General features: G+C 52.5%; 13 protein-coding genes and 2 pseudogenes. 4 read left to right on the top strand and 11 right to left on the bottom strand.

Annotated features, from left to right (window positions below; translation table 11 throughout):
• Positions 1-396 (top strand): annotated as a pseudogene (locus BUA28_RS16020) (IS5/IS1182 family transposase); the annotation flags it as partial.
• Positions 397-560: 164 nt separating this feature from the next.
• Here BUA28_RS16020 and BUA28_RS15680 read toward each other — a convergent pair.
• From BUA28_RS15680 to BUA28_RS15015, 6 genes and pseudogenes are all read right to left on the bottom strand, one after another.
• A pseudogene (locus BUA28_RS15680) lies at positions 561-668 on the bottom strand (Tn3 family transposase); the annotation flags it as partial.
• Between the two features lie 67 nt (positions 669-735).
• Entirely contained in the window at positions 736-1254 is a 519-nt protein-coding gene (locus tag BUA28_RS15035) for a hypothetical protein (protein WP_072768937.1), read from the bottom strand.
• Positions 1255-1300: 46 nt separating this feature from the next.
• Positions 1301-2653 (bottom strand): hypothetical protein, encoded by a 1353-nt coding sequence (locus BUA28_RS15030; protein ID WP_072768936.1) that lies wholly within the window; start codon positions 2651-2653, stop codon positions 1301-1303.
• 342 nt (positions 2654-2995) lie between these two features.
• Positions 2996-3193 (bottom strand): hypothetical protein, encoded by a 198-nt coding sequence (locus BUA28_RS15025; RefSeq protein ID WP_143148539.1) that lies wholly within the window; start codon positions 3191-3193, stop codon positions 2996-2998.
• An 11-nt stretch (positions 3194-3204) separates the two neighbouring features.
• Entirely contained in the window at positions 3205-3903 is a 699-nt protein-coding gene (locus tag BUA28_RS15020) for a hypothetical protein (protein ID WP_143148538.1), read from the bottom strand.
• A 694-nt stretch (positions 3904-4597) separates the two neighbouring features.
• The gene (locus BUA28_RS15015; protein ID WP_072768933.1) at positions 4598-5641 is read right to left on the bottom strand and encodes an NAD(P)H-quinone oxidoreductase; all 1044 of its coding nucleotides are present in this window, start codon (positions 5639-5641) and stop codon (positions 4598-4600) included.
• A gap of 420 nt (positions 5642-6061) precedes the next feature.
• Here BUA28_RS15015 and BUA28_RS15010 point away from each other — a divergent pair, with 420 nt between their 5' ends.
• Positions 6062-6778 (top strand): type 1 glutamine amidotransferase domain-containing protein, encoded by a 717-nt coding sequence (locus BUA28_RS15010; RefSeq protein ID WP_072768932.1) that lies wholly within the window; start codon positions 6062-6064, stop codon positions 6776-6778.
• A gap of 199 nt (positions 6779-6977) precedes the next feature.
• Positions 6978-7196 carry a hypothetical protein gene (locus tag BUA28_RS15005; RefSeq protein WP_072768931.1) on the top strand — a complete coding sequence of 73 codons (219 nt, stop codon included), beginning with the start codon at positions 6978-6980 and terminating at the stop codon, positions 7194-7196.
• Between the two features lie 105 nt (positions 7197-7301).
• Here BUA28_RS15005 and BUA28_RS15000 read toward each other — a convergent pair whose 3' ends face one another.
• The 5 genes from BUA28_RS15000 to BUA28_RS16015 all read right to left on the bottom strand — a co-directional run bounded on the left by BUA28_RS15000 (position 7302) and on the right by BUA28_RS16015 (position 14428).
• Positions 7302-8312 carry a 2-hydroxyacid dehydrogenase gene (locus BUA28_RS15000; RefSeq protein WP_072768930.1) on the bottom strand — a complete coding sequence of 337 codons (1011 nt, stop codon included), beginning with the start codon at positions 8310-8312 and terminating at the stop codon, positions 7302-7304.
• Positions 8313-8776: 464 nt separating this feature from the next.
• Positions 8777-11869: an efflux RND transporter permease subunit gene (locus BUA28_RS14995; protein ID WP_072768928.1), complete on the bottom strand. Its 3093-nt coding sequence runs from the start codon at positions 11867-11869 to the stop codon at positions 8777-8779.
• Positions 11870-11955: 86 nt separating this feature from the next.
• Entirely contained in the window at positions 11956-13152 is a 1197-nt protein-coding gene (locus BUA28_RS14990; RefSeq protein WP_083570052.1) for an efflux RND transporter periplasmic adaptor subunit, read from the bottom strand.
• Between the two features lie 73 nt (positions 13153-13225).
• Positions 13226-13852, bottom strand: a complete 627-nt coding sequence (locus tag BUA28_RS14985; protein WP_072768927.1) for a TetR/AcrR family transcriptional regulator — start codon at positions 13850-13852, stop codon at positions 13226-13228.
• Between the two features lie 300 nt (positions 13853-14152).
• Positions 14153-14428 (bottom strand): hypothetical protein, encoded by a 276-nt coding sequence (locus BUA28_RS16015; RefSeq protein ID WP_178298068.1) that lies wholly within the window; start codon positions 14426-14428, stop codon positions 14153-14155.
• A 23-nt stretch (positions 14429-14451) separates the two neighbouring features.
• Between BUA28_RS16015 and BUA28_RS14975 the strand changes: the two genes are divergently transcribed.
• A partial coding sequence (locus BUA28_RS14975) for a ParB N-terminal domain-containing protein (protein ID WP_256598346.1) occupies positions 14452-14711 on the top strand: 260 nt, incomplete at its 3' end.

The raw sequence follows: 14711 nt of genomic DNA, 5'->3' as shown, positions 1-14711 counted from the left end.
TCATTGGTGCAGACCCAGCGGCTGACGGGAATGATGCCGCGGGAAGCGTACGTGGACCGGGGCTATCGGGGCCACGGCATCGCCCTGGACGGGCTCAAGGTATGGATCGCTGGTGCCAAACGGGGCGTCACCGCAGTCATCAGGAAGAAGCTCAAGCGCCGTAATGCCGTGGAACCGGTGATTGGGCACATGAAAGCAGATGGGCGCCTGGGGAGAAACTTCCTCAAGGGCGCCCGAGGGGATGCCATGAACGCCTTGTTGTGCGGCGCTGGGCACAACCTGCGCAAAATCCTGCGCCGCTTGGCGCTTTTGTACGCCCAAATCCTAGAATGCTTGCAATGCCTCGGACAAAAACAAAATGAAGAGAACCATCGATTAATGATGGAACTTTGTTAAAGATGAGGTTTTTCAGGGACGACGAGGTAAACTATTATCGGCAACTGGCCGAAAGGACCGCGGTAGATGTTTAACTTAAACCAAACAGCCTCCATGAAAGCCGGGGCGGTTCAGATAGCTCAGAGTCCGACCCTATTGATCCGCTTTATAAGCGGTGGATTCTCCGAGGCCGTCACCGTTCCGGTCTTGATCGACATCACCAGACGCAGGACGTCCTGCCAGTGATCATTTGTCACTTTCATATTGATCTGGCTGGCCACCAGGGGGGCAAGTTCCGGCGGCACGCTCACGCCAATGGTGGAGTGGGAGCCCCTAGGATTGCAATCTCAAGGCGGACTGCTAGGCTTCCATTGTCGCCAATTGACCTGTATTTTCTTTCCACTCCCTTGTTTCAATAAAGTTATTCATCCTATCCCCATGCTCCTTAATTGTTACATTTCCCAGTCCGCTCTCCTTATATTCTTTAGGAATTACAAAATTGGTCGAATCTAATTTATTCTTCGATCCATAGGTGGCTGTCAAAATAGGAAGAGAATATTTTAAAATTACACTGGCAAGAGCAACACCCAACGCTAATCTAGGATTGGCTTTAAGAAATGCTTTAATTAAATAGCTTATTACAAACGCATTTGCCACATTACCCGGAAGTCCCAGAATTGTCTGTAACTCTTTTGATGCATCATCCGTCCGTGCCGCAAGTTCAGTATCATTTATTAAAATCTCAGGCCCTTGATGCAATTCTGGAATTACACGGCCAAAAGGATTGTCTGGGGTACACATATAAATTTGTTCAGGATTTTGTTCGACATCTCCCGGACGCGCAAGAATATTTGATGGTTTCCTTTCACTTTTACGCATAAGAGATTTCACTCCTTTTAATTAAATAAAGGTAGTCTCCAACTCACTAACGGAGGCGGACCGCGACTTGCACTCCCACCAAGACATTGAAAAGGGCCATAGCATTGGATGGAACGTCGAAATCCTTTCCGAGACCATCTGATAGATTGCCCCGAACTTCTTGCCCCATTATGCTTATTACCTCATTCGAAATAGACATATTCCATTCCCCAAGCGGATTCGCGTTTGTAAACTGTTTACTTACGGTTAGATTCATGGCTTCCTGCACAGTGCGCTCTGTCCATCCACTAACTCCGGACAAGATTATTCGCTCAAGAGGCCATGCTGATTCAGTCGGGGCTAAGTCAGCTAAGTTAGCTCTTTGCTCTGGAAGTTCAATGGACACAGTAAATGTTTTAGTTGATTGAATCCGCCGCCTCCACTCTGAAAGCATACCAAGTCGTGATATGGCAGCGGGAAATTTCTCAAGATCATTCATTGTTCGGTGAATTGTGACAAAATCTCCCTCAAATAACATGCTAGCGCCCAATCCGATCATCCGGACCGCACCTCCATTCGGAAGGTCAAATCCCAATAGATTTTGCTCGGTTAGATTAAATCTTAAGTTGCTGTCGCCCGGACTTCGAAGGGCCGTAACTACGGCTGGAACACCACCAACCACAAGATTACTTAGAAGTAAAAATCGAGTATAAATTTGTTCATAGCGATCTGACCGTTCGACTACAGTGATGGCTTGGCGCAGCCAGTATGTTAATAAATCCAATGTATTAGCCGATGCATTCCATTTGGGAATTTCCTGGAGAGAGATTCCAAATGATGAGGACAAACCAATTCGTGCAGCATGAAGCCTTTCGTAGGCAAGCCGAATATTATTAACATAGAGATTTCTTAAAAATGTAATCCTTTCCCCATAATTAAGAGAGCTGCCTTGTTTATTATGTAAATCGAGCTTCACTTTTCGCGCAGCAGACAGCACTTCATTTCGCGCGTCCACAGCATCTGTTTTGCCTGCTATATCCGGGTAAGCCTGTTTTTGGGCAGCCATGAATGTGGCCTGCCCGACTTCAAGGTCAAACGGTTGTAACTGATCGGCCAGTTGGAGCTCAAGGGCAGCCAAGATAGCCTGGACCTCCAGTTGCTGTATTTCCGTTCTCCGTCCTAAACAAATGTCTAGAAGTCGCGCAGCTTCGGACAAATTTTCTTCAACCCTACAAGGGTTATAAGCAAGTTTAACAGGGGGATCTCCATTCAGTTCGCTTGCTACGTATTCATCTAAGGTAGTATTAATTATGGGGTTTAACCACCTATATGCGTCATTCGTAGACGAAATCTCATTCAATTTCTTTACCGTTTCTTTCACATCGAAGGCGGTTTTAAAATCAAACACTGAGGTTCCCATGAAAAGTTATCCTTTAAGGGGAGTAGAAGATATATTGTGATTGTTAATTAAACTTCGATTTAACTGATTGATGATTATCAGTTATATTCCATCTGGGTTAATTTAGTATTTAAGTAATGGTAATCCCCCCTGAAAATGACCGCGTCCAAAAGTGGAATTTCCTACTTCTGCAGATGCCATGATGAAGAGAACACGTGATACGAAAGTCACATATTCAAGATTCTTAACGAGGCCGAGAACAGGGCGCCGGTATCCAAAGTTCGCCATTTATTAAAATTAGCTTTTGGATGCTCTCCAACTATCATTACTCGAAACAAACGCCCCGCCAAGACGGGTCGTTGATCAAATCTTTTTGCTAACGATAATTAAGTTATCGATATGTATGAAAAATTCTTTGAAAAGAGCACCGTCTTCCAGCATAGTAAGCGTGACCATATCGTCTGTAACTCTTTCTATCTTCACTTTATTTGGCTTTCCTGACAATATAATATATATTTCCTGACCTCTTCTGCCGCCTACTGTATCTCGAAATACGCTCATAATTTTCTCCATCAGGGGAATTGCGTCATTAGGTCAGACTCACATTTAGCTCTGGCTTTGTCATCCTCGGCTTCTGCTTTGCACTTATCATACTCACTTATAAGAAATTTTTTCTCCTCGCTTATTTTGACTTTATCTGTCTCTTCTAAGATTTTTGCATCAAGGGTTGTTTTAGCCAATACCGCTTTAGCAACATTCGCCGTAGCATCAGCGCTTTTCTTTTCTGCTTCAACTAGTGCGGTTATATGCTTCAATATCTGGCTATACATTCTCTTTACGTCGTCTTTTTCAAGCCAACCATTGATCCCGAATTCGCAAGTTCGGTATAGAAAGTCCCTAGCGAGTAAGACCAACTGCGTTCTTCCTTCCAATGCTAATGCTGCTGTGGTTGTTTGTAAGTCGTCATTTACTGTAATTTTAGTGCCGGCTGTAATACCGAGGGCATTTCTGAACGAATCAGACATCGCAACATCTGGCATAGGTTCGGCACAAATACTATAACCATTTCCTTCTATATCATATTTGATATGCACGACTCTCAGTTGCACGGGAAGCGTGATCATTTCATTCGCTTTTTCGCGTGAGTCAGGTTGCTGAGATTTTAGTATTGGAATTGACATTGCTGTTTTCTGAGCTACAAGGCTTTGCGAGAAAGTCCCGCAACCAGAAATTAAGCTCGCTAGCAACACATAAAGGATATAGTTTTTCATTTGACCCCTAATTAAAAACTCTTTGTTATATGAGATTACATATACGCAATTCAGAATAGCCAAAAGTTCTCTATTGTGGTCAAGCTTTCCATCTTTGAGAGACAAGGGGCTGGCTAGAAAAAATATAATTAAGCAGAACGATCGATAAACGGTATTCATATTTATTTATAGATGAGGCTAGCGGGAAAGCAATTAAATGCCAATATTAATCATTGAGGCTGATGCAGCCAGTCCATCATTACAGTGATAATTATATTTTATGGTGTGTTGCATTAGGGCAAGCTAACGCATCCTTTATTATTGATAAAATACGTTATCAATAATGGAATAGGGCGCATGAGTTCTTCTACATCCTAGCTGCAGCCGGATCTCATCACCTGCTTACCATAGCTGATTACGGGGAGCGAGCCAGCACCTCAAGTGCGGGTAGTTGAGGAACTGCTGCGCGCTCTGCCACCGACTGCTTCACCACTTTTGCCGCGATTTTAGAAGTTACTGGAGCGAGAAAGGCGTGAAGGCAACAAGATTACGCTCAGCACTAAAGGCCGTGCTGTTCGCCGTGCCTCGCATTTGGTGTGAAGGTCGAGCGCAAATTCCGTGGTGATTCAGCCGTCGTTCGCGGTAGTGCCATCGATTAGCGGGATTAACCCCAAGGCAGCGCGGGAGAGAAGGGCAGTAGAGAAGGGCAGTAACCTCAGACCGATGTTCTGGAGTCATTCGCCTGCAAGGCAGCAGTCGTCAAAACGAGTTTTCCGATATGCACGCCGGATTCCATCAATGCATGGGCCTCGGCTGCGTCCTTCAGCCTGAAGGTGCGGAAAATCAGGGGTTTCAGCTTTCCCTCATTCAACATCGGCCAGACTTGCTGTTCCAGTTCCCGCGCAATCTGCGCTTTCTCCAAAACGTTGCGTGACCGTAGTGTGGAACCGGTATGCGTTAGCCGTTTTTTTAGCATGGTCATGAGGTTCAGGTCTTTTGCGGGACCATTCTGGACGCCGATCTGGACAATGCGGCCATTCAGCGCAGCCGCCTTATAGTTTCGGGCGACATAGTCGCCGGCAATAATATCAACCACGACGTCGACTCCTGCGCCAGCCGTGAATTTTTCAGCTTCTGCAACGAAATCATGCGTGCGGTAATTGATAGCCAGATCGGCGCCCAGCGCCAGGCATGCCTGGCGTTTTTCTTCCGAACCCGCCGTAGCTAGCACGATCGCGCCGAATGCCTTGGCCAACATCGTTGCGGTGGTGCCGATACCCGATGTCCCACCGTGTATCAACACGGTTTCGCCGGCTTTGAGCTTGCCGCGCTGGAAGAGGTTGGTCCAGACCGTGAAGAAGGTTTCCGGCAAGGCCGCAGCTTCTGTCATGCTGAGCCCTTGCGGCACCGGCAGCGCGTTACTTTCGTGCGCGGTGCAGTATTCGGCGTAACCGCCTCCTGCAACGAGTGCGCATACCTTGTCGCCTATTTCGAAGCGCACGGCTCCTTTGCCCAAAGCAACAATCTCCCCGGCGATTTCGAGCCCCGGAATCTCGGAAGCCCCCGGCGGCGGCGGGTACAGTCCGCGCCGCTGCAGAATGTCCGGACGGTTGACCCCAGCCGCCTCGACCTTGATCAGAATTTCTCCCCTTCCAGGCTGGGGAATAGGGTGCAAGGCGTACATCAATACCTCCGGTCCTCCTGGATTCCGGATATCAATGGCCAGCATGGTCAGCTCGCTGCCGAGTTTGAAAGTCATGCTTATTCCTGTTATACCTAATATATGCTTGGTGGTGGGGCAGAGCACGAAGGCGCTCTCCACTCGGTTCTCAAGATTTTGTTCAGAGATTCAGCTATTGTCCTGCTTGCCGGGACAGAATCCCGCAGCCTCGCCAATCCATGGATGGGATGGCCGTCTGGCAAGTGAACTTGAAAAACTATACTCTTGAATTGTGACAGTCGCCAACCGCCGATCACGTCTTTGAGACCTGTACTATCTCTGCTGATCATCAGGCCGAGCGTAAAACGAATCAGCTAAATCAAGGAATGACCACGGAAATGGCAGTACACTGGCATTTCATAATCTTGGGCCCGGCAGTTGGACGGCGCGGACTTAGGATTGTTAATTCAGGGATTGCTGATTCAGCATAATAGCTTTCTACCCAGAAGGAGGTGTGTGATGAAGATTCTCATTGTTCTGACATCTCACGATCAGCTTGGCAATACGGGAAAGAAAACCGGCCTCTGGCTGGAAGAGTTCGCCGCTCCGTATTATTTACTGAAGGACGCCGGAGCGTCGCTCAAACTAGCCTCGCCGAAAGGCGGCCAGCCGCCGCTTGATCCAAAAAGTGAATTGCCGGAAAACCAGACTCACGCCACAAAGCGTTTCCGGACTGACGGCGCTGCACAGGCTGAGCTGGCGAATACGGAAGAGCTGGTTCATCTTTTGGCGAGCGATTTTGACGCGGTATTTTATCCTGGTGGCCACGGCCCGATGTGGGATATGCCCGATAACGCAGCATCCATTGCGCTGATCGAAGGCTTCGTAAATGCCGGCAAACCCGTCGCGGCAGTTTGTCACGCGCCCGTCGCGCTGGTTAATGTTCGGGGGAAAGACGGCGAATATCTGGTTAAAGGAAAGCGCGTGACCGGGTTTTCAAATGCGGAGGAAGAGGCCGTAGGCTTGATCACGGTCGTCCCTTTCCTGCTGGAAGACCGGTTGAGGGAACTGGGTGGAAACTACAGCAAGACCGACAACTGGATGCCATATGTCCAGGTGGACGGTAATCTGATAACCGGTCAAAATCCTGCCTCTTCGGGCCCTGCGGCAGAAGTGCTGCTGCAATTGCTTCGCTCCACCGGCATCAGTACATCCATGGGCAAAACCAGCCGTTAAAACCCCAGACAGGAAATTTACGCGCTTGGGTCTTTCGCGATAATGAAGAGCCCTGGCCACGCGAGTTACCTTGCAGATAAAGCCAATTCCATGGGGCAAGGATTCGGATTCGAAGGGGCAGGGCGCAATTTCAACAGTTACCTGTAGCGGCAACCAGTGATCAAGCGCAGCAGCAGTGACATCAAGCGGAGCAATTAGCGTGGACAACGACGAATGGTATTACCAGGTGGGGTACGTGGAGATTTTGTACGCGGCAATGGTGGTGGGCATTATTATTGCCTTGTTTCTTTTTCGTCGTCTTGATCGCGTGTCTGCCTTGGCTGCTAATCTGATGGGGGAGAGCAGTCGCCTGCTCGGTTTGCTTACGCTGGCCGTGATGCTTTTTGTGATTAACAGGGTGCTGGGAGATCTATGGTAACCGGAGTTCTCGCCAACGTTCTTCCATCAGTTGGGGCAGTAACATTTATGCTTCACCTGCTGAGCCGAATGCTTTGGAATGAACTGTGTTGAAAACAATAATCAGCTAATCTGCTCTGAGCAAATCAACCTTTACTTCATTCTGGCATATTCCGTCTCGCTCGAAAACGGTGATATTTTGCAGGGTGGTTTGTGCGATGCTTGAAAGCGCTTCAGCAGTGAAGAATCCCTGATGGCCCGTAATCAACACGTTTGGAAAAGTCAGCAAGCGTCCAAACACATCATCCTGTATCACCTGATCAGATAAATCCTGGAAGAACAGATCGCCTTCCTGTTCATACACGTCAAGTCCAAGGGAGCCGATTTTCCCGGACTTCAGCCCTTCAATCGCCGCCTGCGTATCAATGACTGCGCCACGACTGGTGTTGATCAGCATCACGCCGCGTTTCATTTGGCTGATCGCCGCCCTGTCGATTAAACGATATGTTTGAGGATTCAACGGGCAATGCAACGTGATGATGTCGCTCTCGGCATAGAGTTTTTCGAGCGGTACATACTCCACGCCCAGGCTGATGCATTCATGGCTTTCCTGCGGATCATGGGCGATCAGACGACAACCAAATCCGCGCAATATTTGCGTGATTGCCAGGCCAATACGGCCAGTGCCGACGATACCAACGGTTTTGCCGCGCAGTTCAAACCCTAGCAACCCCTGCAAAGCGAAATTCCCGTTACGCACACGGTTATATGCCTGATGAAGGTGCCGGTTTAGCACGAGTATCAATCCCACGCTATGCTCTGCTACCGAGTGGGGCGAATAAGCCGGCACTCTCACTACATGTAGGCCCAGCCTGGATGCCTCACGAATATCGACATTGTTGAAACCAGCACAGCGAAGTGCAATCAGGCGCGTCCCATGTGCTGCCAAAGTTTCCAGTACTGTGGCGTCGAGCGTGTCATTGACGAAAACACAAACGGCGGGAAAGTCTCCAACCATCTGGCGCGTCTCATGGCACAGGTGCGAATCGAAAAACACCAGTTCATGCCCGACGCCATGATTAGCGGCGGTAAAGAATAGGCAGTCATAGGACTGTGCGCTGCAAACAGCTACTCTCATGCAATTTCCTCGCTTGCCTTCCCACACTACACGTGGAGGGAGCTCGACGTCAAAAATCTCAGCCTGAATTCTGGGCTGCTTACTTATCCATCGGCATAGGATACCGGATTTAACCGGAAGCATAAAAGAGGCAATAGCGCTGGATAAGGGCTGCAGCAACTAACACTTATAGAATGGTTGGACGATACAATCCCGCAATGCAGTCAGCCCAGTATCGCCGCTGATTGCTTCACAGGTTCGACGTAGTAACTGACGAGTACGGATAACGCTTCTACACACCTCTAGTTCCAAGATGCTTTTAATGCACCGATGCGGTGTCGATTTTTTCACAGCTGTTGAATATTGCCGGGTTTTCCTTGCCATTGACAGCATTAACTGTAGCTGCCAGCATTTCCAAATCACTCATGCATAGTGTCAAACGCTTACACCTATTTACCCGCGTTTCCCGGTAGGGCTCAGCCTGCTCAATCCCCGCCCCATTTGCGCTTCGCCCAGGCAGACAGGTCGTCCAGATAGGAGTAGATCACCGGTACCACCAGCAGGGTCAACAGCGTGGAGGTGACGAGACCCCCTATGACTGCATGAGCCATCGGCGAGCGCTGTTCGCCGCCTTCGCCCAGGCCAAGCGCGAGCGGCAGCATACCGAAGATCATTGCCATGGTGGTCATGAGGATGGGGCGAAGGCGCACGTTGCCGGATTCGATAATTGCCGCGTGGCGATCTTTGCCCGCCTTGACGGCCTGATTGATGAAATCGACCAGCAGGATGGCGTTCTTGGTAACAAGGCCCATCAGCATGATGAAGCCGATAATTGAAAAGATGTTGAGCGTGCTGCCCGTGATCAGCAGCGCGAGAAATACGCCGATCAGCGAGAGCGGCAGCGAGGCCATGATCGCCACGGGTTGCAGGAAGCTGCCGAACTGCGACGCCAGGATCAGGTAAATGAAGATAACCGCCAAAGCGAGTGCGACAGCGGCGTAGCCCATGGTCTCCTGAAGATCCTTGTTTGCGCCGCCGATCACGAACCGATATCCTCGCGGCACCTCGATGTCCTTAAGTGCGATACCGAGTTCCCGGCCCAGATCGCCCGGAGGCCGCCCGGAGGGATTGGCGCCGATCAGGACTTCGCGATGCAAATCCTTGCGGTTGATCTGGGAGACGCCGAGCGTCGGCACGAACTCGGCAATCTGCCGGAGGGACACCATGCGGGGGCTGCCGTCGGCATCGACGAGCGTGCTGGTCAGGTAGAGCCTGTCCAGGTTGGCCGCTCGCGCGCGCTCTTCGCGTGGCAGGCGCACCGTTATATCGTAGTTCTCCCCATCCGGGGCCTTCCAGGCTCCGGCGATTTCACCGGCAACGAGGGGGCGCAGGGCACTGGCAATCTGTTCAACTCCCAGCCCCAGATCGCTGGCCAGTTCGCGATTGATGTCCACAGCCAGAGTCGGTTTCGCTGCCTCCAGGCTCGAATCGATATCGACGAGACCGGGAATCTTGTGCATGGTCGCCATTACTGCTTGCGACAGCTTCTCCAGTTGTGCAATATCGGCCCCTTGTATGCTTACCTGGATCGGCTTGCCGCCGCCCAGGCCACCTGACGCGCCCACGCTGATCTCGATGCCGGCGATACGGTTCAGGCGCTCGCGGATCGGGTCCTGCAACTGCTTCTGGCTGCGGCTTCGCTGCTTATGATCTGTAAGGCGCACATAAACGGTTGCTGAATTCTTCCCCACGGCGCCGCCGCTGTTTACGGTGGCGTAGGAATATTCAACCTCCGGAAATTCGGCCATCGCCGCCTGCGCCTGCTGCACCTTGGCCCGCGTGTATTCGATGGACGAACCGACGCGCGTCTTGATCGTGACCTGGACTTCGCCGAGATCGGCCTGGGGCGCGAACTCGGAGCCGATCAGCGGCACCAGCGCGAAGCTGCCGAAGAAGGTAACGAAGGCCAGTGCCACGATCCACAAGCGATGCCTCATCGCCCAGTGCAGCAAAGCGCCGTACATGGCATGGATGCGGTCGAGCAGCGCGTCGCGGCCGGCTTGCAGGCGGCCCAACACCGGTCGGAGCTTGCCTCCCTGTGTCGCGGGGTCGGGCCAGATGCTGGACAGCATCGGGTCAAGGGTGAAACTGACGAAAAGGGAGAGCAGCACCGCTGCGGAAACCGTGACGCCGAACTGGAAAAAGAAACGCCCGATAATACCGCCCATAAAAGCCACCGGCAAAAATACCGCGACGATGGTGAAGGTGGTGGCAAGCACGGCGAGGCCGATTTCCTGCGTGCCTTCGAGCGCTGCCTGGCGGTGATTCTTGCCCATCACGAGGTGGCGCACGATATTTTCTCGCACCACGATGGCATCATCGATAAGTAATCCCACGCTGAGCGAGAGCGCCATCAATGTCATGGTGTTAAGCGTGTAGCCGAAGGCATACATGGCAAGAAACGTCCCGATCAGCGCGATCGGCAGGGTCAGGCCAGTGATCACCGTGCTGCGCCAGGAATTGAAGAATACGAACACGATTGCGATGGTGAGAGCCGCGCCCTCGATCAGTGTCGCCTTGACATCCGCCACTGAATTGCGGATACCGGTGGAACTGTCGCGCACAACCCTGAGTTTGACATCGGGCGGCAGTATGCTGCTCAGTTCGGCCGCTGCCGCGCGCACGCCGTCGGCTACCACAATGGTATTGGATCCCCGTACTTTGACGATATCGATGCTGAGGGCGGGTTTGCCGTCCACCAAGGCCGCCGTGGTCATTTCCTGGCGGCCGTCTTCGATGCTTGCCACCTGGTCGAGACGCACCGGCGCGCCGCCGCGCTGCGCCACGATCAGGCTGCCGAACTGGTGAGGCTCGGCGATGCGCCCGCGCACCTGGACCATGGTATCCTCCCGGCCGGTGGAAATGCTGCCAGCGGGGAGCTCCTGGTTTTCTCGTTTGATGGTCTCGAGGATCTTGTCCACGCCGACGCCGAGTGCGCGCATCTGGTCGGGCTTGAGGTAGATATTTACCTCGCGCATGATTCCGCCAACCAGGGTGGCCTGGCCCACGCCGCGAACGGTTTCCAGCCGCTTGCGGATGATGTGGTCGGCCAAAGTGGTGAGCTCGCGCAAGTTACGCGTACTGGAATCCAGGGCCAGGGAGATGATGGGCGTGTCGTCCGGGTTGAAACGGCTGATCCTGGGTTCCTTGACTTCGCGCCGGAAGCCTGGGCGCACCAGGGCTATCTTGTCGCGCACGTCTTGTGCGGCCACCGCCGGGTCCGTGGTCAGGTCGAACTCCGCCATTACGCGCGAGCTGCCTTCGAAAGAGCGCGAACTGACGGTCTTGATGCCGCTGACCGTATTCACGGCTTCCTCGATCTTGCGCGTGACATCCGACTCCACCGTCTCGGGGGATGCGCCCGGATATTCCGTTTGCACCACCACGATTGGAAAACTGACGTCCGGAAATTGGTCGACATTGAGACGCTGGTAGGAAAACAGCCCGAGCACCAGCAGCGCCGCCATCATCATGGTGGCAAAAACAGGGTTGTTGATACTGACGCGGGTGATCCACATGGCTATGCGCTGAAGGGTGTGTTATGGATTTTATGGATACTCAAGCAGCGGCGCCTGCGGAATTAGCGCGGGTCGTGCTGCAGGCGTCATTCCGTGGGGACATTCATAATGCGTACCGGCTGCCCCGCATGCAGGTTTGCCAAGTTGCCTACCACTACCCTGGCGCCGGCGGAGAGGCCCGACCTGATTTCAATGGTGTCGGTCGCAGCATCGCGCATGCCGGTTTCCACGCGCTGTTCGGTCAGCGCGTCCGCTTCAATGCAAAAAACGGAGGCGTGGCCGCCTTGCTCGCGCACCGCAGCCTGTGGCACGACAACGGCGGAAACGATGCTCGATACACCCAACGTGCCTTGTGCGAACATTCCTCCCTTCAGTTGGCCGTCCGTGTTGTCGATCAGCAGGTGCACCATGATCGAGCGCGACCCTTGTTCGGTCGAAGGATTGATCCGGTCCACCTTTCCGATAAAGACGCGTTCGCCGAATCCCTCGATCAGCAATCGGGCCTCCTGTCCTACCTGTACCGCGGGAATGTCGCGAGCCGGGACCAGGGCTTCGATACTCATCAGAGAAAGATCGTGTACGGTGAAGAGTTTCGTGTTGACTGCGACCGCAAGGCCCGGTTGCGCCACGCGTTCGGCGATCACGCCGGCAATCGGCGAGCGGACGACGGCATGAGCAAGCGCTTTGCGTGCCTGTTCAACCTGGGCCTGAAGCGAAACCAGCGTCGCTTCACCGATATGAAAACTGCTTTGTAAATTGTCGAAGGCGGTTTGAGAAATGAAATTACGCTCCAGCAGTGACTTATTAGCGTGGAGGTTCTTTCTGGCAAGCGCCAGCTGCGCTTTGCCCACGTCCAGCGCGCCGAGTTTGTCGCGCAGCTTGGCTTCGAGGTCCGTAGTGTCGAGCCGGGCAAGAACCTGTCCTTTTTCCACCGGCTCGCCCTCGCGAACCAGCACTTCCTGGATTTCGGCGGCCTGCTGCGATCTGATCTCCGTTTGATTCAGCGGCTGAATCGTGCCCGTGAGAGGAATAGTTCGCTGCAGTGCCTGTACCGTTGCCTCCGCGACGTCCCGAGGCAGCAACTCCAGCGCCGCACCCGCTTTGGGGGCGGGAGCGGCGGAATTAGTCCCCACATAGCCGAAGATATGTAGTGCGCCCGCGATGCACAGCAATATAAGCAGAGCGGCGATTGTAAGGCGGGCCGCCCGGCGCCGGCCGGGCGTCTTTTGGCGGGTGCCGTCCGGGAAAGGCCGATTGCTTTCGGTATGATCAATATCCATCATGAAGCTCTGGGATATGTCCTATCGGTCGTATATGGACTATCGGTCACAAAGGTAAGAATAAAGCCCCCTTTCTCTACAGGCGCCGGTCCTGGTAGATCAGGCCAGTCAATATGAAGTTGGTAATTTCGTCGCAATACCTTGCCTTGTCGCGTTCGTTCAGATAGCCGCTCCAGATCAGTTGAACTGCTCCCCAGAAAGCCGATTGCGCCCCGAACATCAGCATGTCCAGAGGCTTACGCGGAAACAACCCCTCCTCGACGCCTTGCATGATAGCGGAATTGATCGCCTTGTTTGTCGCTGCCTCGACCGCCTTGAGTTCCTCGCTGATCCGCGCGGGCAGGTTTCGCCTGAATTCAGCGCGACCGCAGTAGAGCACTACACGGTGAAGTTCCTTGCTTGAAAGGTGAGCCTCCCAAGCAACCCGGGTCATTTCGCGGAATCGCGCAATCACGGGCAATAGGTTCGTTTGCTGGATTTGAGCCAGCAACTTGCGATTGAATTCCAGCGCAAGCCGCGCATAAATTTCATCCTTACTTTCGAAGTGTTTGTAGATCGTGCCTTTGCCAACCTCGGCTTTTCGCGAGATCTCTTCAACCGTTACCAATTCCCAGTCAGCACGGCCGAAGAGGGCCAGCGCCGCGTTGAGAATTTCACTCTCCCGGCGATTGAATTCCCGTGCTTTTCGTTCCTGGATGCTCACGGTGTCGAAGTTCCCTGATTAGTGACCACCGGTCATTATACGACCGCAAGGCCAAACCATTTCATGAATTATTGGTAATTTGGCAAGATTCAGTTTTGAGGCTTGGCGGACGGGCTGGGCAGTTGCAGCACAAACTTGGGTTAATAACTGCAACTATTCGTCTCCCACACTAGGACTAACTACAAATCAACCTGCATTTATCTCTTAGCTGTAACAACCTGCCTTTCAAACTGGACCGACCAGCATTCAACGCGATTTTGAGCCGGGAATAACTGCAACTATTAATCTCGCAAACCGGGATTAAACTGTAATGCACCTGCGTTTATCCCCGTCGACCTGCATTTGATCTTTACGAACCAGATTTAATTGCAACTGAACAAGCCAGGGTTGAAGAAAGCCGTATTCTGTCCACTTATCCAAATTGACGAAACCAAGCCGTGTGAAGGTTTTGGCCACAACATCTTCTGGATCATCACGGAATGGGATCGCAGCGTGACCACCTTCCTTTTGCCCAACGAATACTAGAACCCATGCCCATGCCCGTGCACCGCCCCGGCTCTTTCCTTTACTATTCACTATTACCACAGGAAAAAATCATCATGGAAAACACCGACCCCATCCAAGACATTGAAATCAGCAACATTCAGCGCATAGCCATCAAGAATCTCGTTAAATCGCCCCTGAATGTCCGCAAGAAAGAGGGTAGCGGCATAGCGGAACTGGCTGCTTTGATAGCATCCCAAGGGCTGATACAAAATCTGGTTGTCACCGAGCAAAAGAAGAAAAACAAGAAAACCGGAAAATTTGAGGTTGTCGCCGGCGGGAGGCGGCTGGCCGCTCTGAATCTGCTGGTGGCCGA

It is taken from the genome of Nitrosospira sp. Nsp11 (assembly GCF_900142705.1).
Taxonomy (GTDB): Bacteria; Pseudomonadota; Gammaproteobacteria; order Burkholderiales; family Nitrosomonadaceae; genus Nitrosospira.
The sequence above is the reverse complement of the archived record's forward strand: the minus strand, read 5'-3'. Positions and strand labels throughout refer to the sequence as shown.

Excerpts from the sequence above, each read along its gene's own strand:
- BUA28_RS15035 (WP_072768937.1), bottom strand. The coding sequence starts at position 1,254 with ATGCGTAAAAGTGAAAGGAAACCATCAAATATTCTTGCGCGTCCGGGA.
- BUA28_RS15030 (WP_072768936.1), bottom strand. The coding sequence starts at position 2,653 with ATGGGAACCTCAGTGTTTGATTTTAAAACCGCCTTCGATGTGAAAGAA.
- BUA28_RS15025 (WP_143148539.1), bottom strand. The coding sequence starts at position 3,193 with ATGAGCGTATTTCGAGATACAGTAGGCGGCAGAAGAGGTCAGGAAATA.
- BUA28_RS15020 (WP_143148538.1), bottom strand. The coding sequence starts at position 3,903 with ATGAAAAACTATATCCTTTATGTGTTGCTAGCGAGCTTAATTTCTGGT.
- BUA28_RS15015 (WP_072768933.1), bottom strand. The coding sequence starts at position 5,641 with ATGACTTTCAAACTCGGCAGCGAGCTGACCATGCTGGCCATTGATATC.
- BUA28_RS15010 (WP_072768932.1), top strand. The coding sequence starts at position 6,062 with ATGAAGATTCTCATTGTTCTGACATCTCACGATCAGCTTGGCAATACG.
- BUA28_RS15000 (WP_072768930.1), bottom strand. The coding sequence starts at position 8,312 with ATGAGAGTAGCTGTTTGCAGCGCACAGTCCTATGACTGCCTATTCTTT.
- BUA28_RS14995 (WP_072768928.1), bottom strand. The coding sequence starts at position 11,869 with ATGTGGATCACCCGCGTCAGTATCAACAACCCTGTTTTTGCCACCATG.
- BUA28_RS14990 (WP_083570052.1), bottom strand. The coding sequence starts at position 13,152 with ATGATGGATATTGATCATACCGAAAGCAATCGGCCTTTCCCGGACGGC.